This is a genomic window from Methylobacterium aquaticum (genome assembly GCF_001043915.1).
Classification (GTDB): domain Bacteria; phylum Pseudomonadota; class Alphaproteobacteria; order Rhizobiales; family Beijerinckiaceae; genus Methylobacterium; species Methylobacterium aquaticum.
Genome location: NZ_LABX01000018.1, coordinates 32,751 through 58,854, shown reverse-complemented (window position 1 = coordinate 58,854; position 26,104 = coordinate 32,751). Strand labels below are relative to the sequence as shown.

General features: G+C 70.6%; 25 protein-coding genes. 20 read left to right on the top strand and 5 right to left on the bottom strand.

The genetic code is table 11. The annotated features are described in order from the left end of the window. Positions 1-54: 54 nt before the first annotated feature. Entirely contained in the window at positions 55-450 is a 396-nt protein-coding gene (locus VP06_RS02515; protein WP_048462256.1) for a DUF2306 domain-containing protein, read from the bottom strand. Between the two features lie 100 nt (positions 451-550). Here VP06_RS02515 and VP06_RS02510 point away from each other — a divergent pair, with 100 nt between their 5' ends. The 8 genes from VP06_RS02510 (at position 551) to VP06_RS02475 (ending at position 8,751) form a co-directional block, all read left to right on the top strand. Beyond that, entirely contained in the window at positions 551-1,096 is a 546-nt protein-coding gene (locus VP06_RS02510) for a TetR/AcrR family transcriptional regulator (protein ID WP_048462255.1), read from the top strand. 150 nt (positions 1,097-1,246) lie between these two features. Next, a complete protein-coding gene (locus VP06_RS02505; RefSeq protein WP_048462254.1) occupies positions 1,247-2,875 on the top strand; it encodes an ABC transporter substrate-binding protein in 1,629 nt (542 codons plus the stop codon). A gap of 257 nt (positions 2,876-3,132) precedes the next feature. Beyond that, entirely contained in the window at positions 3,133-4,086 is a 954-nt protein-coding gene (locus tag VP06_RS02500) for an ABC transporter permease (RefSeq protein WP_048462253.1), read from the top strand. A gap of 4 nt (positions 4,087-4,090) precedes the next feature. Beyond that, positions 4,091-5,002 carry an ABC transporter permease gene (locus VP06_RS02495; RefSeq protein ID WP_048462252.1) on the top strand — a complete coding sequence of 304 codons (912 nt, stop codon included), beginning with the start codon at positions 4,091-4,093 and terminating at the stop codon, positions 5,000-5,002. Continuing rightward, positions 4,999-6,039 carry an ABC transporter ATP-binding protein gene (locus tag VP06_RS02490; RefSeq protein WP_048462251.1) on the top strand — a complete coding sequence of 347 codons (1,041 nt, stop codon included), beginning with the start codon at positions 4,999-5,001 and terminating at the stop codon, positions 6,037-6,039. Before VP06_RS02495 ends, VP06_RS02490 begins: the two co-directional genes overlap by 4 nt. A gap of 10 nt (positions 6,040-6,049) precedes the next feature. Continuing rightward, positions 6,050-7,069 carry an ABC transporter ATP-binding protein gene (locus tag VP06_RS02485; RefSeq protein WP_048462250.1) on the top strand — a complete coding sequence of 340 codons (1,020 nt, stop codon included), beginning with the start codon at positions 6,050-6,052 and terminating at the stop codon, positions 7,067-7,069. Positions 7,070-7,339: 270 nt separating this feature from the next. Continuing rightward, positions 7,340-7,687: a (2Fe-2S) ferredoxin domain-containing protein gene (locus VP06_RS02480; RefSeq protein ID WP_053081497.1), complete on the top strand. Its 348-nt coding sequence runs from the start codon at positions 7,340-7,342 to the stop codon at positions 7,685-7,687. Then, positions 7,687-8,751, top strand: a complete 1,065-nt coding sequence (locus VP06_RS02475) for a lysylphosphatidylglycerol synthase domain-containing protein (RefSeq protein WP_048462248.1) — start codon at positions 7,687-7,689, stop codon at positions 8,749-8,751. The genes VP06_RS02480 and VP06_RS02475 overlap by 1 nt, the downstream gene beginning before the upstream one ends. Here the strand turns inward: VP06_RS02475 and VP06_RS02470 are convergent. Beyond that, on the bottom strand, positions 8,748-9,296 hold the full coding sequence (locus tag VP06_RS02470) for an ankyrin repeat domain-containing protein (protein ID WP_048462247.1): 549 nt from the start codon (positions 9,294-9,296) through the stop codon (positions 8,748-8,750). The two genes, VP06_RS02475 and VP06_RS02470, sit on opposite strands and share 4 nt — an antisense overlap. Before the next feature lie 258 nt (positions 9,297-9,554). Between VP06_RS02470 and VP06_RS02465 the strand changes: the two genes are divergently transcribed. Both VP06_RS02465 and VP06_RS02460 read left to right on the top strand, forming a co-directional pair. Further along, the gene (locus VP06_RS02465) at positions 9,555-11,927 is read left to right on the top strand and encodes an EAL domain-containing protein (protein WP_048462246.1); all 2,373 of its coding nucleotides are present in this window, start codon (positions 9,555-9,557) and stop codon (positions 11,925-11,927) included. Positions 11,928-12,035: 108 nt separating this feature from the next. Continuing rightward, positions 12,036-13,661 (top strand): alpha-D-glucose phosphate-specific phosphoglucomutase, encoded by a 1,626-nt coding sequence (locus tag VP06_RS02460; protein ID WP_048462245.1) that lies wholly within the window; start codon positions 12,036-12,038, stop codon positions 13,659-13,661. Between the two features lie 63 nt (positions 13,662-13,724). Here the strand turns inward: VP06_RS02460 and VP06_RS38485 are convergent, their stop codons facing one another. Next, positions 13,725-14,630: a DMT family transporter gene (locus tag VP06_RS38485; RefSeq protein ID WP_048462244.1), complete on the bottom strand. Its 906-nt coding sequence runs from the start codon at positions 14,628-14,630 to the stop codon at positions 13,725-13,727. A gap of 103 nt (positions 14,631-14,733) precedes the next feature. Between VP06_RS38485 and VP06_RS02450 the strand changes: the two genes are divergently transcribed. From VP06_RS02450 to VP06_RS02415, 8 genes are all read left to right on the top strand, one after another. Next, a complete protein-coding gene (locus tag VP06_RS02450; protein WP_048462243.1) occupies positions 14,734-15,543 on the top strand; it encodes an IclR family transcriptional regulator in 810 nt (269 codons plus the stop codon). Positions 15,544-15,712: 169 nt separating this feature from the next. Beyond that, positions 15,713-16,441, top strand: coding sequence for a protocatechuate 3,4-dioxygenase subunit beta (pcaH, locus tag VP06_RS02445; RefSeq protein ID WP_048462242.1), 729 nt, complete (start codon positions 15,713-15,715; stop codon positions 16,439-16,441). Positions 16,442-16,445: 4 nt separating this feature from the next. After that, complete coding sequence (gene pcaG / locus VP06_RS02440; RefSeq protein ID WP_048462241.1) at positions 16,446-17,081, top strand: protocatechuate 3,4-dioxygenase subunit alpha; 636 nt, start codon at positions 16,446-16,448, stop codon at positions 17,079-17,081. A 245-nt stretch (positions 17,082-17,326) separates the two neighbouring features. Continuing rightward, the gene (locus tag VP06_RS02435; protein WP_048462240.1) at positions 17,327-18,160 is read left to right on the top strand and encodes a 3-oxoadipate:acetyl-CoA acetyltransferase; all 834 of its coding nucleotides are present in this window, start codon (positions 17,327-17,329) and stop codon (positions 18,158-18,160) included. A gap of 4 nt (positions 18,161-18,164) precedes the next feature. Beyond that, positions 18,165-19,523 carry a lyase family protein gene (locus VP06_RS02430; protein ID WP_048462239.1) on the top strand — a complete coding sequence of 453 codons (1,359 nt, stop codon included), beginning with the start codon at positions 18,165-18,167 and terminating at the stop codon, positions 19,521-19,523. Positions 19,524-19,536: 13 nt separating this feature from the next. Further along, on the top strand, positions 19,537-20,718 hold the full coding sequence (gene pcaDC, locus VP06_RS02425; protein WP_048462238.1) for a bifunctional 3-oxoadipate enol-lactonase/4-carboxymuconolactone decarboxylase PcaDC: 1,182 nt from the start codon (positions 19,537-19,539) through the stop codon (positions 20,716-20,718). A 94-nt stretch (positions 20,719-20,812) separates the two neighbouring features. After that, positions 20,813-21,460 carry a TetR/AcrR family transcriptional regulator gene (locus VP06_RS02420; protein WP_048462237.1) on the top strand — a complete coding sequence of 216 codons (648 nt, stop codon included), beginning with the start codon at positions 20,813-20,815 and terminating at the stop codon, positions 21,458-21,460. A gap of 74 nt (positions 21,461-21,534) precedes the next feature. Then, positions 21,535-21,777 carry a hypothetical protein gene (locus tag VP06_RS02415; protein WP_048462236.1) on the top strand — a complete coding sequence of 81 codons (243 nt, stop codon included), beginning with the start codon at positions 21,535-21,537 and terminating at the stop codon, positions 21,775-21,777. 317 nt (positions 21,778-22,094) lie between these two features. Here VP06_RS02415 and VP06_RS02410 read toward each other — a convergent pair whose 3' ends face one another. After that, positions 22,095-22,880, bottom strand: coding sequence for an SDR family NAD(P)-dependent oxidoreductase (locus VP06_RS02410; RefSeq protein WP_048462235.1), 786 nt, complete (start codon positions 22,878-22,880; stop codon positions 22,095-22,097). A gap of 53 nt (positions 22,881-22,933) precedes the next feature. Continuing rightward, on the bottom strand, positions 22,934-23,383 hold the full coding sequence (locus VP06_RS02405; protein ID WP_048462234.1) for a cupin domain-containing protein: 450 nt from the start codon (positions 23,381-23,383) through the stop codon (positions 22,934-22,936). A gap of 256 nt (positions 23,384-23,639) precedes the next feature. Between VP06_RS02405 and VP06_RS02400 the strand changes: the two genes are divergently transcribed. Further along, complete coding sequence (locus VP06_RS02400; RefSeq protein ID WP_245291015.1) at positions 23,640-24,098, top strand: copper chaperone PCu(A)C; 459 nt, start codon at positions 23,640-23,642, stop codon at positions 24,096-24,098. A 233-nt stretch (positions 24,099-24,331) separates the two neighbouring features. After that, the gene (locus VP06_RS02395) at positions 24,332-26,044 is read left to right on the top strand and encodes a PQQ-dependent dehydrogenase, methanol/ethanol family (protein ID WP_048462279.1); all 1,713 of its coding nucleotides are present in this window, start codon (positions 24,332-24,334) and stop codon (positions 26,042-26,044) included. Positions 26,045-26,104 lie beyond the last annotated feature (60 nt).

The following is a 26,104-nucleotide window of genomic DNA, read 5'->3' as shown; positions in this document are numbered from 1 at the left end:
GCGGACCGCGCCGGGCCGTGCCCGGCGATCAGGAGCGGGTGCGTCCCTGAGACGTCACCCGAACACCACCTGCGCCATGATCCGGCCGGGCATGAGGGTGAACAAGCCGGTGATCACCAGCGCCCCGAGATAGAGCCCGATCATGCTCCAGCGATGGGTCGCGATGGTGCCGCGCCGTGCCGCGATCACCGCCCGCACCAGGGCGACGAGCGTGACCACCGACAGGAGGTGGATCCAGCTGAACGGCCCGACCTGGCGCAGGCCCGAGATGAAGAAGGAGCTGAGCGTCACCACGACCATCAGCCCGACCCAGAGCCGGCCCATCGCCCGGTGCCGCCCGCCGCCGCGCGGCAGGGCGAATTGCAGCGCCCCGAGCCCCAGGGCGGCGAAGGCCGCGGCGGCATGAACCTGGATCACCGGCGACGCTGCGATGAGGGGCTGAAGGGTCATGGCGGACGCTCGTCCCAGCAGGCGCGGTGCGGCCGCCGCGACTTGCGGCCCCGTCCTCGGCGCGTATGTTGACAGGCGCAACATACGAGGAGTGTGGGCATTGTCAACATCCGACGGCGGCGGCGCCTATCACCATGGCGACCTGCGCCGCAGCCTGATCGTGGCGGCGCACGCGCTGCTGCGGGCCGGGGGCGTCGAGGCGGTGACGCTTCGGGAGGCGGCGCGGCTCGCCGGGGTGTCGCACAACGCCCCCTATCGGCATTTCGCCAGCCGGGAGGCGCTCCTGGCGGCGCTGGCAACCGAGGGGTTCCGGGCCCTGCGCCAGGCTCTCGACGACGCCGGGCGCCGGGCGGAACCGGGTGGGCGGCTCACCGCCCTCGGCCGGGCCTATCTGCGTTTCGCCGATGCCGACCGGGCGACCTTCCGGCTGATGTTCGGCGGTGTGGTCGAGGAGGCCGGCCATCCCGATCTGGCGGAGGCGTCGGGCGCGGCGTTCGGGGCGTTGCGGAGCGTCGTGGCCGAGCGTGAGCCGTCGGCGGGCGCCGAACGCGAGGCCCTGCGGGCCTGGGCCCTGGTGCATGGCCTTGCCCATCTCGTCGCCGACCGGCAGATCGATGCGGAACGAGCCGAAGCCTGCCTCACATGAGAGCACATGTCATCGGCTTCGTTCGCCTTCGAACGATGCCGCCTAACATTAAGGCAATTTCGCTGCCCGTAAACCGGGCTCACGCTTGCGAAACAGTTGGCAGGGCTCTTGCAGCCATCTCCCCGTCAGTCACCAACGGGAAGTCCCACGATGCCGCTGCCCACCCGCCTGTCCCTGCGCCGGTCCGCGCTCGGGCGAACCCTGTCCGGGCTCGCCCTCGCCCTCGCGCTGGTCGGGCCCGCGAGCGCGCAGGGCGTGCTGCGCATCGGCATGACCGCCTCCGACATCCCGCTCACCACCGGCCAGGCCGACAATGGCGGCGAGGGCATGCGCTTCGCCGGCTATACGATCTATGACGCGCTCATCAACTGGGACCTCAGCCGGGCCGACAAGGCGTCCGATCTGACCCCCGGCCTCGCCACCTCCTGGACGATCGACCCGGCCGACAAGACCCGCTGGACCTTCAAGCTACGGCCCGGCGTCACCTTCCACGACGGCTCGGCCTTCGACGCCGCCGCGGTGGTGTGGAACCTCGACAAGCTGCTGAAGTCGGACAGCCCGCAATTCGATCCGCGCCAGTCGGCGCAGGGCCGCACCCGCATCCCGGCGGTGGCCTCCTACAAGGCGATCGATCCGCTGACCCTCGAGATCGTCACCAAGACCCCGGACGCCACCTTCCCCTACCAGATCGCCTGGATCCTGATGTCGTCTCCCGCCAACTGGGAGAAGCAGGGCAAGAGCTGGGACGCCGTCGCCAAGGCGCCCTCCGGCACCGGGCCGTGGACGGTGACGGGCTTCGTGCCGCGCGAGCGCCTGGAGCTGGCGCCGAACAAGGCGTACTGGGACAAGGGCCGCGTGCCGAAGCTCGATCGCATGGTCCTGGTGCCGCTGCCCGAGGCCAATGCGCGGGTCGCGGCGCTCCGCTCGGGCCAGGTCGACTGGATCGAGGCACCGGCGCCGGACGCGGTGCCCTCGCTCAAGGCCGCGGGCTTCGCCCTGGTCACCAACCTCTACCCGCATAACTGGACCTGGCACCTGTCGCGGGCCGAGGGCTCGCCGTGGAACGACGTCCGCGTGCGCAAGGCCGCCAACCTCGCCATCGACCGCGAGGGCCTGAAGGAATTCTTAGGAGGCCTCGCCACCCCGGCCGAAGGCTTCCTCACCCCCGGCCATCCGTGGTTCGGCAAGCCGACCTTCAAGCTCGGCTACGATCCGGAAGCGGCCAAGACGCTGCTGAAGGAGGCCGGCTACGGCCCGAACAAGCCGCTGACCACCAAGGTGCTGATCTCGGCCTCGGGCTCCGGCCAGATGCAGCCGCTGCCGATGAACGAGTTCCTGCAACAGAACCTCGCCGAGGTCGGCATCAAGATCGACTATGAGGTCGTGGAGTGGAACACGCTCATCAACATCTGGCGTGCCGGCTCCAAATCCGACAGCGCGCGGGGTGGCACCGCGATGAACTACTCCTACCTGATCCAGGATCCGTTCACTGCCTTCATCCGCCACGCCCAATGCAACCTGGCGCCGCCGAACGGCACCAACTGGGGCTATTACTGCGACCCGGCGATGGACAAGCTGTTCGACGAGGTCCGCACGACCTTCGAGCCGAAGGACCAGGTGGCCGTGTTGCGGAAGATCCACGAGAAGTTCGTGGATGACGCCCTGTTCCTGATGGTCACCCACGACGTGAACCCGCGGGCAATGAGCAAGAAGGTGCAGGGCTTCGTCCAGGCCCAGAGCTGGTTCCAGGACTTCTCGCCGATCACCATGGCGAAGTAGACGCCTGCCTCGCGTGAGAGGCCAACGTTACAACTGACATCCTCCTGGTCGTTCCGGGGCCGCGCCGCGGAGCCCGGAATCCAGAAGCGCCGGGACTTCAGGACAAGGCGGGCACGGTCCCGCCCCGTCCGGCACCTCCTGCGGTTCCGGATCCCGGGCTCCGCTTTCGCGGTCCCGGGATGCCCCGGAGGATCGCAGACCCGTCGGGCCAGGCCCGCCCCCCGAGATTCCGGCGCCGCCGCAAGGATCCGCTCGTCATGATCCTCTTCATCCTCAAGCGCATCGGCTACGCCGCCCCGGTCGCCCTGGGCGTCAGCCTGGTGTGCTTCCTCCTCGTCCACCTCGCCCCCGGCGATCCCCTGAGCGCGATCCTGCCGGTGGACGCCACCGCCGAGATGCAGGCGCAGATGCGGTCGGCCTACGGCTTCGACAAGCCGCTGCCGGTGCAATACGGCCTGTGGCTCTGGAAGATCCTGCACGGCGATCTCGGCACCTCGATCGCCACCGGCCGCCCGGTCCTGTCGGAGGTCGGCCGTGCCGTCGGCAACAGCCTGATCCTCGCCTCGATGGCGACGCTGATCGGCTTCACCTTCGGCACCTTCTTCGGCTTCGTCGCCGGCTATGCCCGCGATTCCTGGCTCGACCGGGTCGCTTCGGCCATCGCGGTATTCGGGGTCAGCGTGCCGCATTACTGGCTCGGCATCGTGCTGGTGATCGTGTTCTCGGCCACCCTCGGCTGGCTGCCGCCGACCGGCGCGGGGCCGCAAGGGTCGGGCAACTGGGTCCCCGATATCGAGCACCTGCGCTACATCCTGCTGCCCGCCATCACCATGTCGGTGATCCCCATGGGGGTGATCTCCCGCACCGTCCGGGCGCTCGTCGGCGACATCCTGCACCAGGACTTCGTGCAGGCGCTCCGCGCCAAGGGCCTGTCCGAGTTCGGCGTCTTCCGCCACGTGGTCAAGAACGCGGCACCCACCGCCATCGCCATCATGGGGTTGCAGCTCGGCTACCTGCTCGGCGGCTCGATCCTGATCGAGACGGTGTTCGCCTGGCCGGGCACCGGCTTCCTCCTCAACGCCGCGATCTTCCAGCGCGACCTGCCGCTGTTGCAGGGCACGATCCTGGTCCTGGCGATGTTCTTCGTCTCCCTCAACCTCCTGGTCGACGTGGTGCAGACCGCCCTCGACCCCCGCATCGAGAGGGCCTGACCCGATGTCGAGCCAGACCTCCCTCACGGGCGATCCCGTCGCGTCGGTGCCGGCGCCCGAGATCCCGGTGCAAGCCTCCCGCGGCTACTGGGGCAGCGTGCTGCGGCGGCTCGCCCGTGACCCGGTCGCGATGGCGGCCGGTCTCGTGATCCTCGCCATCGTCCTCGCGGCGATCTTCGCGCCGCTGATCGCCCCGATGGACCCGTTCAAGGGCTCGATGGTCCGGCGCCTGCGCCACGTCGGCGACGCGACCTACTGGCTCGGCTCGGACGAGCTCGGCCGCGACATGCTCACGCGGCTGCTCTATGCCGGGCGCCTGTCGCTGTTCATGGGCGTGCTGCCGGTCGTCATCGCGTTCTTCATCGGATCCGGCCTCGGAATCCTGGCGGGCTATGCCGGCGGCTGGGTCAACACGCTGATCATGCGCGTGGTCGACGTGTTCTTCGCCTTCCCGTCGGTGCTCCTCGCCATCGCGCTCTCGGGCGCGCTCGGGGCCGGCATCCTGAATTCCATCGTCTCGCTCACGGTCGTGTTCGTGCCGCAGATCACCCGCGTCGCCGAGAGCGTCACGGTGCAGATCCGCAACCGCGACTATGTCGAGGCGGCCCGGGTCTCGGGCGCCCATCCGGTCACGGTGGTGCGGGTGCAGGTGCTCGGCAACGTGCTCGGGCCGGTCTTCGTCTACGCCACCAGCCTGATCTCGGTGTCGATGATCCTGGCCTCCGGCCTGTCCTTCCTCGGCCTCGGCGTGAAGCCGCCGGAGCCGGAATGGGGCCTGATGCTCAACACCCTGCGCACCGCGATCTACGTCAACCCGGTCGTGGCGGCTTTACCCGGCGTGATGATCTTTCTCACCTCGATCTCCTTCAACCTTTTGTCGGACGGCCTGCGCTCGGCCATGGAGGTGCGCCAGTGACCGAGCTCGATCCCCGCGACCGCGGCGGTCCCGCCCAGCCGCTCCTGACCGTCGACGGGCTGGTGAAGCACTTTCCCGGCAAGGGCGGCCTGTTCGGCAAGGGACTTGCGGTGCGGGCCGTCGACGGCGTCGACTTCTCGGTGATGAAGGGGGAGACCCTCGGCGTCGTCGGCGAGTCGGGCTGCGGCAAGTCGACGACCGCCCGCCTGCTGATGCAGATCAGCCGGCAGGACAAGGGTGACATCGTCTTCGACGGCGAGCTGCTCGGCTCCCGCGCCCTCGACCTGAAAGCCTATCGCCGCCAGGTGCAGATGGTGTTCCAGGATTCCTATGCCTCGCTCAACCCGCGGCTGACGGTCGAGGAATCGGTGGCCTTCGGCCCGCGGGCGCACGGGCTGTCCGCGGCGGCGGCCCTGTCGCGCGCCCACGACCTGTTGCGCCGGGTCGGCCTGGAGCCGCGGCGCTTCGGCGGGCGCTATCCGCACGAGGTCTCGGGCGGCCAGCGCCAGCGGGTCAACATCGCCCGGGCGCTTGCCCTCGAGCCGCGGCTGCTCATCCTCGACGAGGCGGTCTCGGCCCTCGACAAGTCGGTGGAGGCGCAGGTGCTGAACCTGCTCACCGACCTGAAGCAGGAATTCGGCCTGACCTACATCTTCATCTCGCACGATCTCAACGTCGTGCGCTTCATGTCCGACCGGGTGATGGTGATGTATCTCGGCCGCGTCGCCGAGATCGGCCCGGCCGACGCGATCCTGAGCACCCCGCGCCACCCCTACACGGCGGCGTTGCTGGCCTCGCAGCCGTCGACCGACCCGAATGCCCGGCTCGAAGAGGCGCCGCTCACCGGCGATCCGCCGAACCCGATCAACCCGCCCCCGGGCTGCCGCTTCCACACCCGCTGCCAGTTCGCGGCCGACATCTGCCGCATCCGCGAGCCGGGCCTCGATCCCGTCGCGCCGGCGCATTTCGCCGCCTGCCACATGGCGGTGGCGGGCTCCGGCCACCCGAAGGCTCCGGCCGCCGCGATGGCGGCGTGAGGCGCGAATCATGAACGCACCCCTGCGCCCCTCCGATGCCGCTACGGCGGGCATCTCCGACGCCCTGATCGAGGTCCGCGACCTCACGGTCGATTTCCTCGGCGGCCGCAAACCCGTCCGGGCGGTCGGCGGGGTCGATTTCACCATCCGGGCCGGCGAGGCGCTGGCGCTGCTCGGCGAATCGGGCTCGGGCAAGTCCGTCACCCTGCGGGCCCTGATGCGGCTCCTGCCCGAATCCCGCACCCGGATCGGCGGGCATCTCCGGGTCGACGGGCATGACGTGCTCGCGCTCAAGCCCCGGGCGCTCTCGGCCTATCGCGGCGGCACCGTCGCGATGATCTTCCAGGATCCGGGCCTCGCCCTCGATCCGGTCTACCGCATCGGCGACCAGATCGCCGAGGCGGTGATCCGCCACGAGGGCGTGTCCCGGGCCGCCGGGCGCGCCCGGGCGCTGGAGCTGTTCGAGCGGGTCCACATCCCCTCCCCGGCCCGGCGCCTCGACGCCTATCCGCACGAGCTGTCGGGCGGCATGCGCCAGCGGGCGATGATCGCGCTGGCGCTGGCCTGCCGGCCGAAGGTGCTGCTCGCCGACGAGCCGACCACGGCGTTGGACGCCACGGTGCAGATCCAGATCCTGCTGCTGCTGCGCGAGTTGCAGCGCGACCTTGGCCTCGCGGTGATCTTCGTCACCCACGATGTCGGCGTCGCGGTCCAGGTCGCCGATCGGGTGGCGGTGATGTATGGCGGCCATCTCGTCGAGGTGGGCGCGAGCGGCGAGGTAATCGGCTCGCCGGCCCACCCCTATACGCAGGGCCTGCTCGCCTCCCGCATCACCCCGGATTCGCCGCGAGGCGTGCGGCTGCCCACCATCCCGGGCTCGCCCCCCGACCTCGCCGACCCGCCGCCCGGCTGTCCGTTCGAGCCGCGCTGCGGCCTCGTCGTGCCGGATTGCCGGTCGGGCCTGCCGGCGCGGGTGGCGGTGGCGCCGGGACATGCGGCGCGGTGCGTGCGCCTGGGCGCGGCGGCCTGACGCAAAGGTGATGCTGAGACCGTGATTTTCAATTCATCGTTGTGAGAGCGGCCCCCTGTCCCCGGGGCAGGGTTGTCACCGGGGAGGGGCGCATTTCCGCGCCTCGCCTGTCCCGTTACGGCCCGCCATGGCGGGCACCGGCCGGCACCAGCGGAGCGCCTGATCCGCCGCCGCGTCCGGCGGGCGACGCGTCTTGCCGCGTTGCACCCGTACCACCCGCGGTTTAACTCCGGTTTCGGACTTGGTGACGAAGCGGGAGACCGGAACACGGTGAGCAAAGCCGAGGTGACGAAACGCGGGCCCGCCAAGGCGGCCGCCGCCCCCTTCGCCGAGATCGTGATGCTGTGCGCCAAATGCGCCAAGCGGCAGGGGGTCGGTGCCAAGGCGGTCCGGGGCGGGCTGAAGCGCGCCCTCAAGGCGGGTCACCGCGGCCGCAAGGTGCGGGTGGTCGAGACCGGCTGCCTCGGCCTGTGCCCGAAGCGCAGCCTGACGCTCGCCACCGCCGGCTCCCTCGGCGAAGGGCGCCTCCTGGTGCTCGATCCCGCGCTCGAACCCGAGGCGATGCTGGACGCGCTGCTGCCGGCCAGGCGGGGGCAAGAGCCGGGCGGGACGCCGTGATGGCGGGCGCCGGTGCGGCGCAAGCCCGGCCGAGCCTCGGGCGCCGCCTGCTGCGGCGGGTCCCGCTCCTCGGCGCCGCGATCGGGGTGGGGCTCGCCCTCTGGCTCGTCGCCGCCAACGACGTCGGGGCGGTGGCCGATGCCTTTGGGCGCATCGGCCTCCTCGGCATCGCCGCGGTGGTGCTGGTGCGGGTGGCGATCATCGGGCTGTGCGGCGTGGCCTGGGCCCGGATCCTCACCGGCCTCGTCGGCGTCGCCGCCGGGCCGTTCGTGGTGCTGCGCTTCGTGCGCGAGGGCGTCAACACGCTCCTGCCCGTCGCCTCGGTCGGCGGCGAGGTGCTGGGCGCGCGCCTGCTCACCTTCTGGGGCGTCACCGGTTCGGCGAGCGCCGCCGGCATCCTGGTCGACATGTTCTTCCAGGTCGTCACCGAGGCGGCGTTCGCGCTCACCGGCGTCGTGCTGCTGTCGCAGGTCGAGGGCGAGCAGGCCGCGACCCTGGCGGCCTGGTGCGCCAAGGGGCTGGCCTTGAGCGGCGTCGTGCTCGCCGCCTTCTTCGCGGTGCAGCGCTACGGCGGCGCAGCCTTCATCGAGCGCCGGGTCACGGCGCTCGCCCGCCGCTTCGCCGCGGAGGGCGGGACCGCCCCGGCCGGCGGTGGCGTGCAGGCGTCCCTGGACGCGGTGTGGGACCGGCGGCGCTGGCTGCCGCTGACGCAAGGATTCCTGCTCCACCTCGCCGCCTGGTTCCTCGGCGCCCTGGAGATCTGGATCGCGCTCCGCTGCATCGGCATCGAGGGGGTGACCCTGGCCGAGGCGGTGGTGCTCGAATCCCTGAGCCAGGCGATCAAGTCCGCCGCCTTCCCGGTTCCGAGCGGGCTCGGGGTGCAGGAGGGCGGCTTCGTGGTCCTCGGCAGCCTGTTCGGCATCGATCCGCACACCGCGCTCGCCCTCTCGCTGGTCAAACGGGTGCCGGACGTGGTGCTGGGCGTGCCGGCGCTGATGGTCTGGCAGACGATCGAGGCCCGGCGCGGGCTGATGGTGGCGAAGGCGGTGCCGCCGCCGATTTAACGCGCCTCTCCCGCGGCGACCGCACGGGCAAGAAGCTCCGGCGTGTCCGGCGCGTTCATCGCGCGGGCGGCGCTCTCGGCGGTGTGGCCGCCGGCATCGCGCCGGGCCGGATCGGCCCCACGGGCCAACAGCGTCTCGACCATCGCGACGCGGTTGAACATCGCGGCCGTCATCAGGGCGGTGCGCCCGTCCGGGCCGGCGCCGTCGATCGCAGCCCCGCCGTCGAGGAGGGACAGGAGTACCGGCATCGCGCCCTTGAACGCCGCCGCGGCGAGCGGGGTCTGGCCGCGGTCGTTGGGAATCTCCGCATCGGCCCCGTGCGCCATCAGCACGCGCACCGTCTCGACATGGCCGTGATAGGCCGCGAGCATCAGCAGCGTGTCGCCCTTGTCGTTGCGCAGGTTGGGCGGCAGGCCCATGGCCAGCAGCTCGCCCAGCTCCGCATGGTGGCCGAGGCGGGCATACTGGAAGACCCGGCCCGCGAAGGCGATGGTGTCCTCGTCCAGTGCCGGCCGCGCCGGGGTGCCGGCCTCCTCGTTCTGCATCGCGCTTGTATCCCTTGCTGGTCGGGGCCGGATATCGGGCGGAGGGGCGGGCCGCCAAGAGGGGCGCAGATGCCGACCGGGCGGCGGCCGGGGCGGGCGCCCGATGGGCAGAAATCAAAGATCCGCGCCCGGATTCCTTAGGGACACATTCACTAAGCGCCCAAAGAAACGTGCTGAGGGTGCAAACGACAATGTGGATGTTCACCGCGCGGGGCGCACCTATCGCGCCATGAAGAGCCCACCCATGGGACGCAGCTCGTGACCGCCCTCTACAATTGTCTCGCCGCCACTCACGACCTCAAACTCATTTTTCTCGCGGCAGTTGTATGCAACTTGGCTGCGGCGACCAGCCTGACGCTTCTGGACCATGCCCGGCTCAGTGTGGGCCGCGAGCGCCGGCTCTGGCTCGCCACCGCCGCCCTGGCGGGCGGGACCGGGATCTGGGCCACGCATTTCATCGCCATGCTGGCCTTCTCGCCCGGCCTCGCCTCGGCCTATGACCTCGGGCTGACCGGGCTGTCCCTGATGATCGGGATCGGCATGGCGGCGGCGGGCTTCTGGGTCGCCCTGCGGCCGGGCCTGCCCGGGGCGGCGTGGCTCGGCGGCGCGCAGATCGGCCTCGGCGTCGGTGCGATGCACTTCACCGGCATGGCGGCCTTCGAGGTGGCGGGCCGCATCGCCTGGAATCCGGGGCTCGTGCTCGTGGCGCTCGCGGCCGGCGCCGGGTTCGGCAGCCTGGCCCTCGCCACGACCCTGCGGGACGGCTCGGTGCGGAGGAAGCTGGCCGGGGCCGGCCTGATGGTGGCGGGGATCTGCGGCCTGCACTTCACCGCGATGGCCGCCGCCGTGATCACGCCGGATCCGGGCATCACCCTGTCGGGCACCGCGGTGCCGGCGGAGATCCTCGCCATGGCGGTGGCCGTCGCGAGCATCACCATCCTGCTGCTCGCCTTCGCGGGCCTGTGGCTGCATCTGCGTGACGAGCGCCGCTCGGCCCTTGAGGGCGACCGGATGCGCGGGCTCGCCAACGCCGCGGTCGAGGGGCTGATGGTCTGCGACGGCGATCGGATCGTCACCGTCAACGACAGCTTCGCCGACCTCGTCGGCCGGACGGCCGAGGCGCTGACAGGGGCGGCCCTCTCGGACTTCCTCGACGAGGCGACCGGTTCCGGCCCGGCCGAGGCCCCGGACGTGCCCGAGGCCAAGCTGCGCCGGGACGACGGCAGCCTGATCCCGGTCGAGGTGATCCGCCGCGTCATCGATTTCGCCGGCCGACCGCACGCCGCCCTGGCGGTGCGCGACCTGCGGGCACGCAAGCGCGCCGAGGCACGGATCGCCTATCTCGCCCATCACGACGCGCTCACGGGGGCGCCGAACCGTACCAGCTTCAACGCCCGGCTGGGGCAGGAGATCGCGCTCGCCCAGGCCGCCGGCCGGCCGCTGGCGGTGCTCTGCGCCGATCTCGACCGCTTCAAGGAGGTCAACGACCTGTTCGGCCACGCCGCCGGCGACGCGCTGTTGCGCGCCGTCTGCGCGGCGATCACCCCGGTGCTGAGCCCCGGCCAGATGCTGGCGCGGCTGGGTGGCGACGAGTTCGCCGTGCTGGCGCCGAACCTCGATGCGGCGGGCGCCGAGGCGCTCGGCGAGGCGATCCTGGCCGCCCTGCGGCAGGCCGAAGCCGGGCCGGCCGGCGCCATTGCGGCGGCGAGCCTCGGCCTCGCGCTCTATCCGCATGATGGCGAGGATGCGGAGACCCTGATGGTCCAGGCCGACACCGCCCTGTACCGCGCCAAGCAGGAGGGCCGCGGCCAACTGCGCTTCTACGAGGCGCTGATGGGCGTGCAGGTCCGCGAGCGGCGCCAGATCGAGCACGACCTGCGCCACGCGATCGAGCGGGGAGAATTGCGGGTCGTCTACCAGCCCCAGACCCGCATCGATACCGGCGAGGCGGTCGGGTTCGAGGCGCTGCTGCGCTGGCACCATCCCGAGCGCGGCACCGTGCCGCCGGATCGCTTCATTCCGATCTCCGAGGAGACCGGCAGCATCCTGGAGATCGGCGAGTGGGTCCTGCGCGAGACCTGCCGCGAGGCGGCGTCCTGGGACAACCCGCTGCGCATCGCCGTCAACGTCTCGGCGGTCCAGCTTCATGCCCCGGGCTTCTCGGAGTTGGTGCACGAGGTGCTGTTCGCCACCGGCCTTCCCGCCGCCCGCCTCGAACTCGAGATCACCGAGACGGCGCTGATCCGCGACCTGCCGCGGGCGCTTGCCACCCTGCGCCGGGTCAAGGCGATGGGGGTGCGGATCGCCATGGACGATTTCGGGACCGGCTACTCGTCCCTGTCGAACCTGCGGGCCTTCCCGTTCGACAAGATCAAGATCGATTCCTCGTTCACCCGCGCGGTCGATTCGAGCGAGCAGGCCGCCACGATCGTGCGGACGGTGCTGGGCCTCGGGCGAGGTCTCGGCCTGCCGGTCCTGGCCGAGGGGGTGGAGACGACGGGCGAACTCGCCTTCCTGGGGGCCGAGGCGTGCCAGGAGGCGCAGGGCTATCTGTTCGGCCGGCCGGGTCCGATCGACGGGTTCCGGCACCTGACCACGGGCCTGCCGCCCGTCGCCGACACGGCGGCGTAGGGGATCATCGCGAAACCGGCCGGCCGGGCTGGCCGCCGGTGGCACGAGGCGGCATAAGCCTGGCAGACGGGGCCGCCCGGCCCCCGCCCTCTCCCGAGACGAGACCCCATGACCGTCAAGGCCGTCCCCACGCAGCCCTTTCCCGACCAGAAGCCCGGCACGTCGGGCCTGCGCAAGAAGGTGCCGGTCTTCCGCCAGCCTGCCTACGTGGAGAATTTCGTCCAGGCGATCGTCGATTGCCTGCCCGACCGGGCCGGCACGACGCTGGTGGTCGGCGGCGACGGACGCTTCCTCAACCGCGAGGTGGTGCAGACGACCCTGAAGATCGCCGCCGCCAACGGCTTCTCGCGCATCCTGGTCGGCCGCGGCGGCCTGCTCTCGACCCCGGCCGCCTCCTGCGTGATCCGGAAAGCCGGCGCGATCGGCGGCGTGGTCCTGTCGGCGAGCCACAATCCCGGCGGGCCCGAGGGCGATTTCGGCATCAAGTTCAACGCCCGCAACGGCGGCCCGGCGCCCGAGCCGGTGACCGAGGCGATCTTTGCCCGCACCAAGGCGATCACCGAGTACCGCATCGTCGAGGCGGCCGACATCGATCTCGACACCCTCGGCGACGTCTCGCTCGGTGAGGCCACCGTCTCGGTGATCGATCCGGTGGCGGATTACGCCGCGCTGATGGAGACCCTGATCGATTTCGACGGCGTTGCGGCCCTGTTCCGCTCCGGCTTCCGGATGCGCTTCGATGCGATGAGCGCCGTCACCGGCCCCTACGCGGTGGAGATCCTGGAGCGGCGCCTCGGCGCGCCTGCCGGCACGGTGGTCAATGCCGAGCCGCTGCCCGATTTCGGCGGCCATCACCCGGATCCGAATCCGGTTCACGCCCACGACCTGATGGCGGAGATGACAGGCCCGGACGCGCCCGATTTCGGCGCGGCGTCCGACGGCGACGGCGACCGCAACATGATCGTGGCGCCCCACCTCTTCGTCACCCCGAGCGATAGCCTGGCGATCCTCGCCGCCCACGCGCATCTGGCGCCGGGCTACAAGGCCGGCCTCTCCGGCATCGCCCGCTCGATGCCGACGAGCCGCGCCGCCGACCGGGTCGCGGCCTCTCTCGGGATCCCGGCCTTCGAGACCCCGACCGGCTGGAAGTTCTTCGGCAACCTGCTCGATGCCGGGCGGATCACGCTCTGCGGCGAGGAGAGCGCCGGCACCGGCTCGAACCACGTGCGCGAGAAGGACGGGCTGTGGGCGGTGCTGCTCTGGCTCAACCTGCTCGCCGCGACGGGCAAGCGCGCCGATCAGGTGGTGCGCGACCACTGGGCGGCCTATGGCCGCGACTACTACGCCCGCCACGATTACGAGGAGGTCGAGAGCGCTGCGGCCGAGGGCCTGATGACGGCCCTTCGCGACAAGCTCGCCGGGCTGCCGGGGCAGCGATTCGGGGAGCTGACGGTCGAGGCCGCGGACGACTTCGCCTATACCGACCCGGTCGACGGCTCGGTGACGGCGCGCCAGGGCGTGCGGATCCTGTTCCGCGAGGACGCCCGGGTGGTCTTTCGCCTGTCGGGCACCGGCACGGTCGGGGCGACGCTCCGGGTCTATCTCGAACGCTTCTCGAAAGATCGGCTCGACGCGCCGACCGCCGAGATGCTGGCTCCGGTCGTGGCGGCCGCCGAGGCGATCGCCGGGATCGTGCAGCATACTGGCCGGACCGAGCCGTCGGTGGTGACGTAAGGCATAGGGTGCACCGCCCCGAACCCTCCCCTCTTTGCGGGGGAGGGTTCCGGAGGCGGCGGCTCACGCCGCCCCCTCCTCCCCCGGCGGTGTGACCCGCGGGCGCTCGTGGTACAGGAGGTACAGCCCGGAGGCCGCCACCACCGCGCCGCCGATCACCGTCCAATGGTCCGGCAGGTGGCCGAAGACCAGGACGCCGAGGAGCACCGCCCAGAGCAGGTGGGCATAGGCGAAGGGCGCCAGCGTCGAGGCCGGCGCCCGGCGATGCGCCAGGATCAGCAGCCAGTGCCCGAGCGCCCCGAAGAATCCGACCGACACGATACCGATCCAGGTCGAGGGCGCACTCGGCGTCTCCCACAGGAACGGCAAAGCCGGTGCGGTCAGCACCGAGCCGACGAGGCCGGTATAGAACATGGTCGTCTCGGGCGGATCGGAGGCGGCGAGCATCCGCGTGACCACGATGTAGACGCCGTTGACCAACGCCGTCACCACGGCGAGCAACGCCGCCGGATGCATCCCTGAGACGCCCGGCCGGCTCACCACCAGCACCCCCGAGAAGCCGACCAGCACCGCCGCCGCCCGTCGCCAGCCGACCCGCTCGCCGAGGAGCGGTCCGGCGATCAGCGCCACCACGAGCGGCGAGGCGAAGGTGATCGAGGTCACCTGCGCCAGCGGCAGGTAGCGGAGCGCCACGAACGAACACATCGTCGCCGTCACGAGGCAGAGCGAGCGCAAGACCTGCAACCCGGGCCTGCGGGTCCGCATCAGCCCGACGATGTCGCGCCGCGCGGCCAGGAACGCCGCCACGATGACGAAGCTGACGAGGTAGCGCACGGCGACGATCAGCATCGGGCTCATTGTCCCGCTCAGGAACTTCGCCGAGGCGTCGATCGAGGCGAAGCCCGCCACCGCGCTCACCATCAGGGCGATGCCGATCAGGGTCTCGTGCTGGCCCGTTCCGCCGCGCATGCCCGTCTCCCCTCTCCGGTCCACCCGTCTTGACTTAGGACGGAACTCCATTCAAATCCAGAACTGCGTTCCATATTTGTGAGCGCATGAGACGAGACGAGAGATGGCCGGCTCCCTGCTGCGGCGCGTCCTGGATCTGGTGGAACTCCTCGCGAACCATCCGCGCGGGCTCCCGCTCCAATCCATCGCCGAGACGCTGGATATCCCGAAGAGCGGCGTGCACCGGCTCCTGGCCGAACTGGCCGAGTACGCTTACGTCGTGCAGGACGGCGAGACCGGCCGCTATCTCCTCACCACCAAGTTCGCGACGCTCGGCCTCAAGCACCTCTCGCGCACCGGCGTGGTCGACATCGCCCAGTCGGTGCTCAACCGGCTGGCGGATCTCAGCGGCGAGCTGGCCCGCCTCGCGGTGGTCGATTACCCGCGCCTGGTCTGGGTGGCGAAGGCGCAAGGCGCGCGCACCGGCCTGCGCTACGACGGCGACATGGGCACGGAGGCCCGGCTCTCCACCACCTCGACCGGCATCGCGTGGCTCGCCAGCCTCACCGACGAGGAGGCGCTGCGCCTCGTGATGCGCCAAGGCCTCGGCGCCCCGGAGGAGTGCGGGCCCAACGCGCCGCGCACCATCGCCGCCCTGATGAGCCTGGTGAACGAGGCCCGGGCCCGGGGCTATGCCTGGGTGCAGGACACCAACACCCCGGGCGCCGCCGCGATGGCGGCCAACATCGTGCATCCGCAGACCGGCCGGGCGATCGGCAACCTCAGCGTCGCCGGCCCGAGCCTGCGCCTCACGGTCGCGCAGCGCGACGCCATCGCGCCGGACCTGCTCTCGGCGGCGGCCGACCTGTCCTCGGTCGGCGCCTTCTCCGAGTATCTCGGAGCGCTCGGCGGCCGGGCCCCGGCCCTGTCCTGAGACACCGGCATCCCGAGGAGTTCCCGTCCTCGCGACACCCCGACATGGCTCGGCCCCCGGGACGGTGGTAAGTCCCGCGGGCACGTCGAACGACCGGGCCAGCAAGAGCCACCGAGGATCACCCCTCGCACGACCTGCCACGGCCCCGACGGGCCTCCAGGAGGAGACGATGACCGACGCCGACAGCGAGTTCCTGCAACGGGACCGTTCGATCCACCCGCCGGCCTTCACGCCGGACTACAAGACCAGCGTGCTGCGCTCGCCGCGCCGGGCGATGATCTCGCTGCAATCCTCCCTGTCGGAGGTGACCGGCCCGGCCTTCGGCCACTCCGAACTCGGCCCGCTCGACAACGACCTGATCCTCAACTACGCCCGCGAGGGCGAGCCGATCGGCGAGCGGATCTTCGTCCACGGCCATGTCCGCGACGAGAACGGCCGGGGCATACCCCACACCCTGGTCGAGTTCTGGCAGGCCAATGCGGGCGGGCGCTACCGCCACCGCAACGACCGCTACCTCGCCCCGATCGACCCGAATTTCGGCGGCTGCGGCCGGACGATCACCGACGCAAACGGCTTCTACTACTTCCGCACGATCAAGCCCGGGCCCTATCCCTGGCGCAACAACCTCAATTCCTGGCGCCCGGCCCATATCCACTTCTCGGTGTTCGGCTCCGGCTTCGCCCAGCGCCTCATCACCCAGATGTACTTCGAAGGCGATCCGCTGATCTGGCGCGACCCGATGGTGCTCGGGATTCCCGACCGCTCGGCGGCCGAACGGCTGATCGCCCCCCTCGACCTCGGCGCCGCGGTGCCGCTCGACATGCTCGCCTATAAGTTCGACATCGTGCTGCGCGGCCGCCAGCAGACGCTGTTCGAGAACAAGCTTCAGGGGAACTGAGACGATGGTCCAGCCGCTTCCCGTCCGCCTCCAGGAAACGCCGTCCCAGACCGCGGGCCCCTACGTCCATATCGGGCTGATCCCGAAACAGGCCGGCTTCGACATCTTCGAGACCAACTTCACCAACGTGCTGACCGACCCCGACACCGCGGGCGAGCGGATCCGCATCGAGGGCCGGGTCTTCGACGGCGCCGGCGTGCCCGTGCGCGACGTGCTGATCGAGATCTGGCAGGCCAACGCCGCCGGCCGCTACAACCACCCGGCCGACCGTCAGGAGGGCAAGCCCCTCGACGAGGGTTTTCGGGGCTGGGGCCGCACCGGCTCGGATTTCGAGACCGGCCTGTGGCACTTCGAGACGGTGAAGCCCGGCCCGGTCGTCGGCCGGAAAGGCCACCGACCGATGGCGCCCCACATCAACCTCTGGATCGCCGCCCGCGGCATCAATATCGGTCTCCAGACCCGGCTCTACTTCGCCGACGAGGCGGCAGCGAATGCCGACGACCCGGTGCTGAACCTCGTCGAGCGCGGCCAGCAGCGCGACAGCCTGCTGGCGAACCGCGAGGAGCGGGACGGCAAGACCGTCTACGTCTTCGACATCCACTTGCAGGGCCCGAACGAGACCGTCTTCTTCGACGTGTGAGATCGACCCGGTAAAACGTGAAACAGCACGACGCCGCGGCGATTGAAGCCTTCCGCGTCATCCCGGGGACGCGCAGCGGAGCCCGGGATCCAGAACCGTCGATGGTGCTGAAGCGAGCGGATCGCGTTCCGCGGACTTCTCAAAGACCTGAGTTTCTGGATTTCGGGCTCCGCGACGCGACTCCGGAATGACCTGGAGGGTGGAGTACCCCGGCACGCACGACCATCATCACTGAGGAAACCACCATGAACCCCGTCGTCATCGCGGTCGCGATCACCGGATCGGTGCCGCGCAAGAAGGACAACCCGGCGGTCCCCACCACCGTCGCCGAGCAAATCGAATCCACCCATCAGGCTTATCAAGCCGGCGCCACCCTGGTCCATATCCACGTCCGCAACGACGACGAGTCGCCCTCCTCCGACCCGGACAAGTTCGCCGCCGTCCAGGAGGGCGTGCGCAAGCACTGCCCCGGCATGATCGTGCAGTTCTCGACCGGCGGCCGCGGCCGTGATCCGAGCGCGCGCGGCCTCTCGCTGGTGCACCGGCCCGACATGGCCTCGCTCTCGACCGGCTCGGTCAACTTCCCGACCATCGTCTACGAGAACCACGCCACCCTGGTGAACGACCTCGCCGGGTCGATGCACACGCATGGCATCCGGCCCGAGATCGAGATCTTCGATCTCTCCCACATCCACGGCGCCAAGCGTCTGATCGAGGACGGGCTGATCGACGCCCATCCCCACGTCCAGTTCGTGATGGGCGTGAAGAACGCGATGCCGGCGGACGAGCACCTGCTCGACATCCTGCTCGCCGAGACCAAGCGCGTGATCCCGGGCGCGACCTGGACCGCCGCCGGCATCGGCCGCGAGCAGGCCCGCGTGATGGGCTGGGCGCTCGCCCGCGGGGCGGATGCGGTGCGGACCGGGCTCGAGGACAACGTCCGGGTGACCAAGGACCGCCTGGCCGCGAGCAATGCCGAGCTGGTCTCGCTGGCCGCCGAGATGGTGACCCGCCACAACCGCACGGTCGCGACCCCGGCGGAGGCGCGCGCCCTCCTCCACATCAAGCCCGCGGCCTGATCCGATGACGCTCTCGGCCCTCGACTCCGCCCTGCTCGGGCCCCTCTTCGCCACGGATGCGATGCGCTCCGTCTTCGCCGACGAGGCCCGGGTGGCGGCGATGCTGCGGGCCGAGGCGGCCCTCGCCCGGGCGCAAGCCGAGGCCGGCCTGGTGCCGGCCTCCCTTGCCCCCGCCATCGAAGGCATGGCCCCGAAGGCGCTCGATCCGGCGGCTTTGGGCCGGCGCACTGCCGTCGCGGGCGTGCCGGTGATCCCCTTCGTCAAGGCGGTGCAGGGGGCGCTTCCCCCGGAGCTGGAACCCGCCTTCCACAAGGCCACCACCACCCAGGACATCGCCGATACCGCCCTGGTGCTCCAGGTCCGCGACGCCCTCGACCTCGTCGCGGCGGACCTGAAGGCGATCCTCGACGGTCTCTCGGGGCTCGCCCGCCAGCACCGCGAGACGCCCTGCGTCGGGCGCACCTACGGCCAGCACGCGGCGCCGGTCACCTTCGGCTTCAAGGTGGCGATCTGGGCGCTCGGCATCGCCGAGGTGGCGGCCCTGCTGCCCTCCTTGCGCGAGCGGGTGCTCACCGCCTCCCTCGGCGGCCCCGTCGGCACGCTCGCCGGCCTCGGCGAGACAGCGGAAGCGGTCGGCGACGGATTCGCGGCGGCCCTCGGTCTCCACCCCGACCTCGCGCCCTGGCACACGCGGCGCGCCCGCATCGCCGAGACCGGGTCGTGGCTCGCCCTCCTGATGGGGGCGCTCGCCAAATTCGCCACCGACGTGGCGCATCTCGCCACAACCGAGGTCGGTGAGGTGGCGGAGCCCTACGTGCCGGGCCGCGGCGGCTCCTCGGCCATGCCGCACAAGCGCAATCCCGTCTCCTCGACGGTGATTCTTTCTGCCTTCGGCGCCGCCAAGGGCACGAGCTTGATCCTTCTCGACGGGATGGCGGCGGCCCACGAGCGCCCGGCCGGCGCCTGGCACGCCGAGTGGCACGCCCTGCCGACCCTGTTCGGCCTCGCCTCGGGCGCCTTGCGCGAGGCGCGTGGCCTCGCCCAGGGGCTGGTGCCCGACCCGGAGCGGATGCGCCGCACCATCGACGTGACGCAAGGTCTCCTCTTCGCCGATGCCGCGGCGGGCCGGCTCAGCCCGGTGATCGGCGCCAAGGCCGCCCACGCCCTGGTCGAGGCGGCCGCCGGCGCCGTCCGCGACGGGCAGGGCTCGCTCCAGGAGGTTCTGCGCACCCGGCCCGAGGCAGCGGGCGCCGATCTCGACGCCGCCTTCGACCTGACCCCCGCCATCCGGGCCGGGGCCCGCACCGCCGACCGGGCGCTCGCCGAGGTGTCGCGCCTTGCCGCCTTCCTGCACTCCGCTTGAACCCGAGGTTCCCATGCCCCAGATCGAGGCCAACGGTACCCGTCTGAACTACGAGATCTCCGGCCCGAGCGGCGCGCCGGTGGTGGTCTTCTCCAACTCGCTCGGCACCTCGCTGGCGATGTGGGACCCGCTGGTGCCGCTCTTGCGCGGCCGCTACCGGGTGCTGCGCTACGACACACGCGGTCATGGCGCCTCGCAGGTGCGGGACGCCCAGATCGAGATCGCGGACCTGGCCGAGGATCTGATCGGCCTGCTCGATGCGCTTCAGATCCCCCGTGCCCACGTGGTCGGGCTGTCGCTCGGCGGCATGACCGGACAGGCGGCGGCGAGCCGCCATCCCGACCGGATCATCAGCCTGACCCTGATGGCCACCGCCGCCTTCATGCCGAGCGAGGCGTCCTGGAACGAGCGCGCCGCGCTGGTGCGGGAGAAGGGCACCGCGGCGATCGTCGAGGCGACGATGACCCGCTGGTTCACGCCCGACTTCCCGGCCAAGGCTCCTGAGGCGGTGGCACCGGTGCGCCAGCAGTTCACCGGCACGGATTCCGCCGGCTATGCCGTGTGCTGCAACGCGATCGGCCGCATGGACCTGCGGCCGGTCCTGAACCGCATCACCGCCCCGACCCTGGTGATCGCCGGGCGCGACGACCCGGCGACGCCGCCCGCCATGGCGCAGGAGATCTGCGACGGCATCCGCCACGCCGAGCTGGTGGTGCTGCCGAACGCCGCCCATCTCCTCGCCGTCGAGCAGCCGGCGGCCAGTGCCGCCCACCTCCTCGGCTTCCTCGACCGTCACCGCGGGGCGCCCGAGGCGGCGACCGGCGCGGTGGCGTTCGAGACCGGGCTTTCCAACCGCAAGAGCGTGCTCGGCGAGGCCCATGTCGCGCGCTCGCTGGCCGCGGCCGGCGACTTCGCGGGGCCGTGGCAGGACTTCATCACCCGCACTGCCTGGGGCGAGGTTTGGGGCGACCCGCGCATCCCGTGGAAGACCCGCTCCTTCGTGACGCTCGCCATGATGGTGGCGCTCGGCCGCGAGGAGGAGTTCAAGCTCCATATCCGCCCGGCCCTGCGCAACGGCGTCACCCCGTCCGAGTTGCAGGCGCTGCTGATCCAGACCGCGATCTATGCCGGCGTGCCGGCGGCGAACGGCGCCTTCCGCTGGGCCCGCGAGGTGCTGGACGACGAGCTGGCGTAACCAACATCCCGGCGCGAGCCGATGCGCCGGAGCGGCCGGGATGGTAGAGCACCCATCCCGGCCGCCCTCCCCCGCCCGCCGAAGTGTTCGACCCATGGACGCCGTCACGCCCCGCGCCTCCTCCCGCATCAAGGATCCCGAGCGGACCAAGGCCGACATCCTGGCGGTCGCCACGGAGGAATTCGCCGCCTTCGGGCTCAGCGGCGCGCGCGTGGACGCCATCGCGGAGCGCACCCGCACGTCGAAGCGGATGATCTACTACTACTTCGGCGGCAAGGAGGGCCTGTACCTCGCAGTGCTGGAGAAAGCCTATGCCGATATCCGCCAGGTCGAGGCCGATCTCGATCTCGGCAACGTGAGCCCGGCCGAGGCGATCCGCCGGCTCGTCGAGTTCACCTTCGACTATGACGAGGCCCATCCGGACTTCATCCGCCTCGTGGCGATCGAGAACATCCACCGGGCCGAGCACCTGGCGGGATCGGAGACGATCCGCGGGCTCAATCTCGGGGTGATCCAGACGATCACCGACATCATCGCCCGCGGCCAGCGCGAGGGCCTGTTCCGGCCGGATGTCGATCCCCTCGACGTGCACCTGATGATCAGCGCCCTGTGCTTCTTCCGGGTCTCGAACCGGCACACCTTCGGGGCGATTTTTTCCGTCGATCTCGGCGCGCCCGATTTGCGCGCGCGCCACAAGCGGATGGTCGGCGATGCGGTGGTGGGGATGCTCGCCCTGCGCTGATCGGGCGGGAACCGGATCCGGCGTGTGGCGATTGCTTCGGCAAGACTGCACGCCACCTTTCGCAGGAGAGCCCGATGACCCGTGGCATCCACCGCCTCATCCTGCTCGCCGTCCTGGCCGCCTCGCCCGTTGTGGCGCAGGTCACGGACACGCCGCAGCGCAGCCGCGAGCAGACCCCCAACATGCCGCCCCCCCACGAGACCCCGCCCGAGCGCGTCCGCCCGGGCGACACGGATGCGACCGGCACCGTGCGGCCGAGCGCCCCGGCGCCGGACCCGAAGACCAGCGATGGCGTGCTGCGGCCGCAGAAGGGATAGGAGGCTCAGCTCCGCGCCGCCGCGATCGGTCTTCGGCGAGGCGACGGCGATCGTGTCGAGGGGATGTCCTCGGCCCGGGCCGTCGGGCCCGCGACGGCGCGGCGCCGCCAGCAGCACCGGACCCAGCTCGAACGATCTCGCCCTGCCGATGGCTGGACCGGCAAACAGCGTGCGTGCAAACAGCGTGCGTGTCATACCAACGGTCGTTGGAAACGACCTTTGGTTCCGTTCGCGAATTTTCGCCAAGCCTCTGGCTTGGCATCGAAAATTTGAGATGGTTCATCGGCCCGATGCGTCAGCATCTTGGGCCGATGGTATCAGAGGGCCGCGAGGTCACGCCGCAGGGTCGGCAGCCCGATCCCGGCCGCATCGAAGCCGCCATCCACCGCCAGGGTCTGGCCGGTGACGTAGCTCGCCCGTGGACCGCACAGGTAGACGATGGCGTCGGCGATCTCGCGCTCCAGGCCGTAGCGGTTGAGCGGGACGGCGTCGTGGTAATCGGCGCGGATCGCCGCGCTGTGGACCTTCTTCGCCATGGCGGTGTCGACCGGCCCCGGCGCCACGGCATTGACCCGGATGTTCAGGTGCGCGAGTTCCACCGCCTGCTGCTTCGTCAGGTGCTTCAGCGCGGCCTTGCTGGTGCCGTAGGCGACCCGCAGGGTCGAGGCGCGCTGGCCTGAGATCGACGTGATGTTAACGACCGCGCCGCCGCCGCTCCGCGCCATCAGGGGAGCCGCCGCCTGCACGAACAGGAACGGGCCGGTGAGATTGACGGCAAGCACCCGGGCCCACTCGGCGGGGCTGGTGTCGAGGAGCGGCTTGAACACCGCGGTGCCGGCGTTGTTGACCAGCGCATCGAGCCGGCCGAACCGGGCCTCGACCGCGGCGACGGCCTGCGCGACCGCCTCGGCTTCGGCGACGTCGGCGGTCAGCGCCAGGGTGTCGTCGGGCCGGCCGAGCGCGGCCACCGCCTGTTCCAGCGCCGCTCCGTCGATGTCGAGGAGCGCGACGCGCCACCCCTCGTCGAGGAAGAGTTGCGCCGCCGCCAGCCCGATGCCCCGCGCCGCGCCGGTGACCAGCGCGACCTTGCTCTCGCCCATCATGGCGTGTCCTCCCGCTTGTTATGCGCCGTGCATCGCGGGCGGAGCCCGGCAGGTCAAGCCGGATCGGCGCGGTGAGCGTTGCGGGCCATGAAGCTCTGCGCCGTGCCGGTGCCGGGATCGACGAAGATCACGTCGGTCGGGGCGCGCCGGGGCGTGTCGACGGAGAGGAACACCACCGGCTCCTCGATCAGGCGCGGCAGGGCGTGGACGACGCCGCGCTCGAAGACAAGGAGCTGACCCGGGCCGAATTCCGCCTCGTCGGAGGCATCACCGATCCAGAACGTGCCGCGGCCGGACAGCACGTAGAGATATTCGTCGCAGCCCTCGTGGTAATGCGCCGGCGTCGGTCGGTAGACGCGAAACACCCGGGCGCTCGCCGCCGGCCGGTCTGTCAGGTAGGTGTCGACCAGCATCGTGGTCGCGCTCTCGGGCAAGGCGGCGGCGATCGCCCCGATGTCGAAACGGCCCCTTGTCGGCGGCGCGTCTGACCCGCTCTCGGCCATCTCATCCTCCCATCCGGGCGTTTCGAATCACCGACCTTAACCCGGCTCCCGGCCGAGCGGGAGGGGCGCCAACCCCAGGCCCTGCCGCATCGGTCGCGGGCAACTTTTCAGAAGCCTCTTATTCTTCGATCTTGACGGACCATCGGCGCCGGCTACCCTCTCACCCAATTCGCCGCGAAAAGGCGAAGCTGATGCAAGAGGGAGGAGAGTGGATGCCAGCATCCATGCCGCTCGACCATGCCATCACGGCAACGCCATGCCGCTGATGACGCGACGGGTTTATTTCTGGAATCGTGCTGCGAGCGTGGCCGTTGCCTTGTTTCTCGTCTGTGTCCCGGCCATGGCCGGCGATATCGACGTGGTGCATGCCTTCGTTGCGCCCACGGCAAAGGTCGGAGCCGACATCCCGCTCCACCTGACGGTGATGAACCGCGCATCCGAGGCCGATGCCCTGGTGCGCTTGCGCTGCCCCTTTGCGAATTTCAGCGAGCGGGTCACGGTCGACAAGGGCGGCGAGGGTCCGCCCTCGAAACGTCCGGTTCAGACCATTCCCGTCAAGGCCGCGGGCGAGACCGCCCTGACCCCCGAGGGCATGCACGTCATGCTGCTCCAGACCCGCCAGCCGCTGGCCGCGGGCGAGCGCTTCACCTGCCAGGCGAGCTTCCGCAAGGCCGGCGCGATGGACGTGCCGGTCGAGGTCCGCGCGTCCCGCTGAACGTCATGCGCCGCCGCGCTCATCGGCTCGGCGGCGAACATGACGCAAAGACAAGAAGCTGCGATGAGTCGTGCCACCCGACTCGGCTGAGCCACCGCACACCAAACCACGCCCGGCCGCGAGGCGGCCCGCGCCGAGGCGACGACAAACCATAAGGCCGCCTGGAGGAGAGACCCATGACGACGCCCCGCACGGCGCGACGCATCCTTGCCGCGACCTCCGTCGCCGCCCTGATGGCCGGCACCCTCTCCCTCGCCCCGGCCCGCGCGGCCGAGAGCGGCGTCACGCAGGAACGCCTGCTGAACGCCGACAAGGAGGAGGGCAACTGGATCCAGCACCACAAGAACTTCGCCGGCCACCGCTACTCGACGCTGAGCCAGATCAACAAGGGCAACGTCAAGAACCTCAAGGTCGCCTGGACGATGGCGCTCGGCGGCATCGAGTCCGGCGGCATCTGGAGCCATGGCGGGCTCGAAGGGACGCCGATCGTCGAGAACGGCATGATGTACGTCACCGACGGGTGGGGCTCGGTCTACAAGATCGACACCCATGGCGGCGAGGGCAAGCTCGTCTGGAAGATGGACCCGAAGACCGACCGGGAATGGGCCGGCGCGGTCGCCTGCTGCGGCGTCAACAACCGCGGCGTCGCGCTCTGGGGCGACCTCGTGGTCAGCCACACCCTCGACGGGCGCCTGATCGCCACCAACAAGGAGACCGGTCAGGTCGCCTGGCAGCGCCAGGTCGCCGATCCCGACAAGGGCGAGACCATCACGGGCGCGCCGCTCATCGTGAAGGGGATGGCGATCTCCGGCGTCGGCGGCGCCGAATACGGCATCCGCGGCTGGATCGCCGCCACCGACCTGAAGACCGAGAAGGAGGTCTGGCGCACCCACACCATCCCGGGCAAGGGCGAGCCCGGCTATGAGACCTGGAAGGGCCCGAACAACGCGGCGGTCAGCGGCGGCGGCTCGACCTGGGTCACCGGCACCTACGATCCCGACACCGACACGATCGTCTGGGGCGTCGGCAATCCGGGCCCGGACTGGGACAATGCCTACCGGCCGGGCGACAACCTCTACACCGACTCGACGCTGGCCCTCGATGCCACGACCGGCAAGATCAAGTGGCACTTCCAGCACACGCCGAACGATCCCTACGACTACGACAGCGTGTCGGAGAACCTGCTGGTCGATGCCAATGGCCGCAAGCTCGCCATCGAGGCCGATCGCAACGGCTTCGCCTATGCGGTCGACCGCACCAACGGCCAATTCGTCTGGGCGACGCCCTTCGTCAAGAAGGTGACTTGGACCAAGGGCATCAACCCCGATACCGGCAAGCCGTTCGAGTACGACCCGACCAAGGACGTGCAGCGCTACAACCCTGCGGCGACGCCTTCGGCCGAGAACAAGAACGCTGATTTCTGCCCGGGCAACATGGGCGGCAAGAACTGGCCGCCGACCGCCTATAACCCGAATTTGCAATACTGGTACATCCCGGTCATCGAGAGCTGCAACCGCGTCACCCACGAGGCGATGACGCAAGCGAACCTCAAGCCCCGCGAGTTCTTCACCGGCGGCGGGCCGAGCCAGCCGTTCCGCATCACCGGCAGCGTGACGGCGATCGACGTGAAGACCGGCAAGGTCGCGGGCAAGCACGAGACCCCGTTCCCGCTGCTGGGCGGCATGCTGGCGACGCCGGACCTCGTCTTCACCGGCGAGCCGTCCGGCGGGGTGATGGCGCTGGACGCCAAGAGCCTCGACAAGCTGTGGGAGTTCCGCACCGGCAGCGGCGTCAACGCCCCGCCGATGACCTTCACGGTCGACGGCAAGCAATATGTCGCGATCCTGGTCGGCCTCGGCGGCGCCTGGGACAAGTGGTTCATCGACTCGACCCCGGAGCTGAAGAACATCCAGACCGGCTCGATGCTCTACGTCTTCGCGCTCTGAATCGATGTCAGTCCAGGCGGGGCGCATCAGTGCCCCGCCGCGCACGAGGTTTTGACGGAT

Excerpts from the sequence above, each read along its gene's own strand:
- VP06_RS02420 (WP_048462237.1), top strand. The coding sequence starts at position 20,813 with ATGGACGCCGTCACGCCCCGCGCCTCCTCCCGCATCAAGGATCCCGAG.
- VP06_RS02415 (WP_048462236.1), top strand. The coding sequence starts at position 21,535 with ATGACCCGTGGCATCCACCGCCTCATCCTGCTCGCCGTCCTGGCCGCC.
- VP06_RS02500 (WP_048462253.1), top strand. The coding sequence starts at position 3,133 with ATGATCCTCTTCATCCTCAAGCGCATCGGCTACGCCGCCCCGGTCGCC.
- VP06_RS02405 (WP_048462234.1), bottom strand. The coding sequence starts at position 23,383 with ATGGCCGAGAGCGGGTCAGACGCGCCGCCGACAAGGGGCCGTTTCGAC.
- VP06_RS02515 (WP_048462256.1), bottom strand. The coding sequence starts at position 450 with ATGACCCTTCAGCCCCTCATCGCAGCGTCGCCGGTGATCCAGGTTCAT.
- pcaDC (WP_048462238.1), top strand. The coding sequence starts at position 19,537 with ATGCCCCAGATCGAGGCCAACGGTACCCGTCTGAACTACGAGATCTCC.
- VP06_RS02485 (WP_048462250.1), top strand. The coding sequence starts at position 6,050 with ATGAACGCACCCCTGCGCCCCTCCGATGCCGCTACGGCGGGCATCTCC.
- VP06_RS02430 (WP_048462239.1), top strand. The coding sequence starts at position 18,165 with ATGACGCTCTCGGCCCTCGACTCCGCCCTGCTCGGGCCCCTCTTCGCC.
- VP06_RS02435 (WP_048462240.1), top strand. The coding sequence starts at position 17,327 with ATGAACCCCGTCGTCATCGCGGTCGCGATCACCGGATCGGTGCCGCGC.
- pcaH (WP_048462242.1), top strand. The coding sequence starts at position 15,713 with ATGACCGACGCCGACAGCGAGTTCCTGCAACGGGACCGTTCGATCCAC.
- VP06_RS02450 (WP_048462243.1), top strand. The coding sequence starts at position 14,734 with ATGGCCGGCTCCCTGCTGCGGCGCGTCCTGGATCTGGTGGAACTCCTC.
- VP06_RS02505 (WP_048462254.1), top strand. The coding sequence starts at position 1,247 with ATGCCGCTGCCCACCCGCCTGTCCCTGCGCCGGTCCGCGCTCGGGCGA.
- VP06_RS02495 (WP_048462252.1), top strand. The coding sequence starts at position 4,091 with ATGTCGAGCCAGACCTCCCTCACGGGCGATCCCGTCGCGTCGGTGCCG.
- VP06_RS02460 (WP_048462245.1), top strand. The coding sequence starts at position 12,036 with ATGACCGTCAAGGCCGTCCCCACGCAGCCCTTTCCCGACCAGAAGCCC.
- VP06_RS02400 (WP_245291015.1), top strand. The coding sequence starts at position 23,640 with ATGCCGCTGATGACGCGACGGGTTTATTTCTGGAATCGTGCTGCGAGC.
- VP06_RS38485 (WP_048462244.1), bottom strand. The coding sequence starts at position 14,630 with ATGCGCGGCGGAACGGGCCAGCACGAGACCCTGATCGGCATCGCCCTG.
- VP06_RS02475 (WP_048462248.1), top strand. The coding sequence starts at position 7,687 with ATGGCGGGCGCCGGTGCGGCGCAAGCCCGGCCGAGCCTCGGGCGCCGC.
- VP06_RS02410 (WP_048462235.1), bottom strand. The coding sequence starts at position 22,880 with ATGATGGGCGAGAGCAAGGTCGCGCTGGTCACCGGCGCGGCGCGGGGC.
- pcaG (WP_048462241.1), top strand. The coding sequence starts at position 16,446 with ATGGTCCAGCCGCTTCCCGTCCGCCTCCAGGAAACGCCGTCCCAGACC.
- VP06_RS02470 (WP_048462247.1), bottom strand. The coding sequence starts at position 9,296 with ATGCAGAACGAGGAGGCCGGCACCCCGGCGCGGCCGGCACTGGACGAG.
- VP06_RS02395 (WP_048462279.1), top strand. The coding sequence starts at position 24,332 with ATGGCCGGCACCCTCTCCCTCGCCCCGGCCCGCGCGGCCGAGAGCGGC.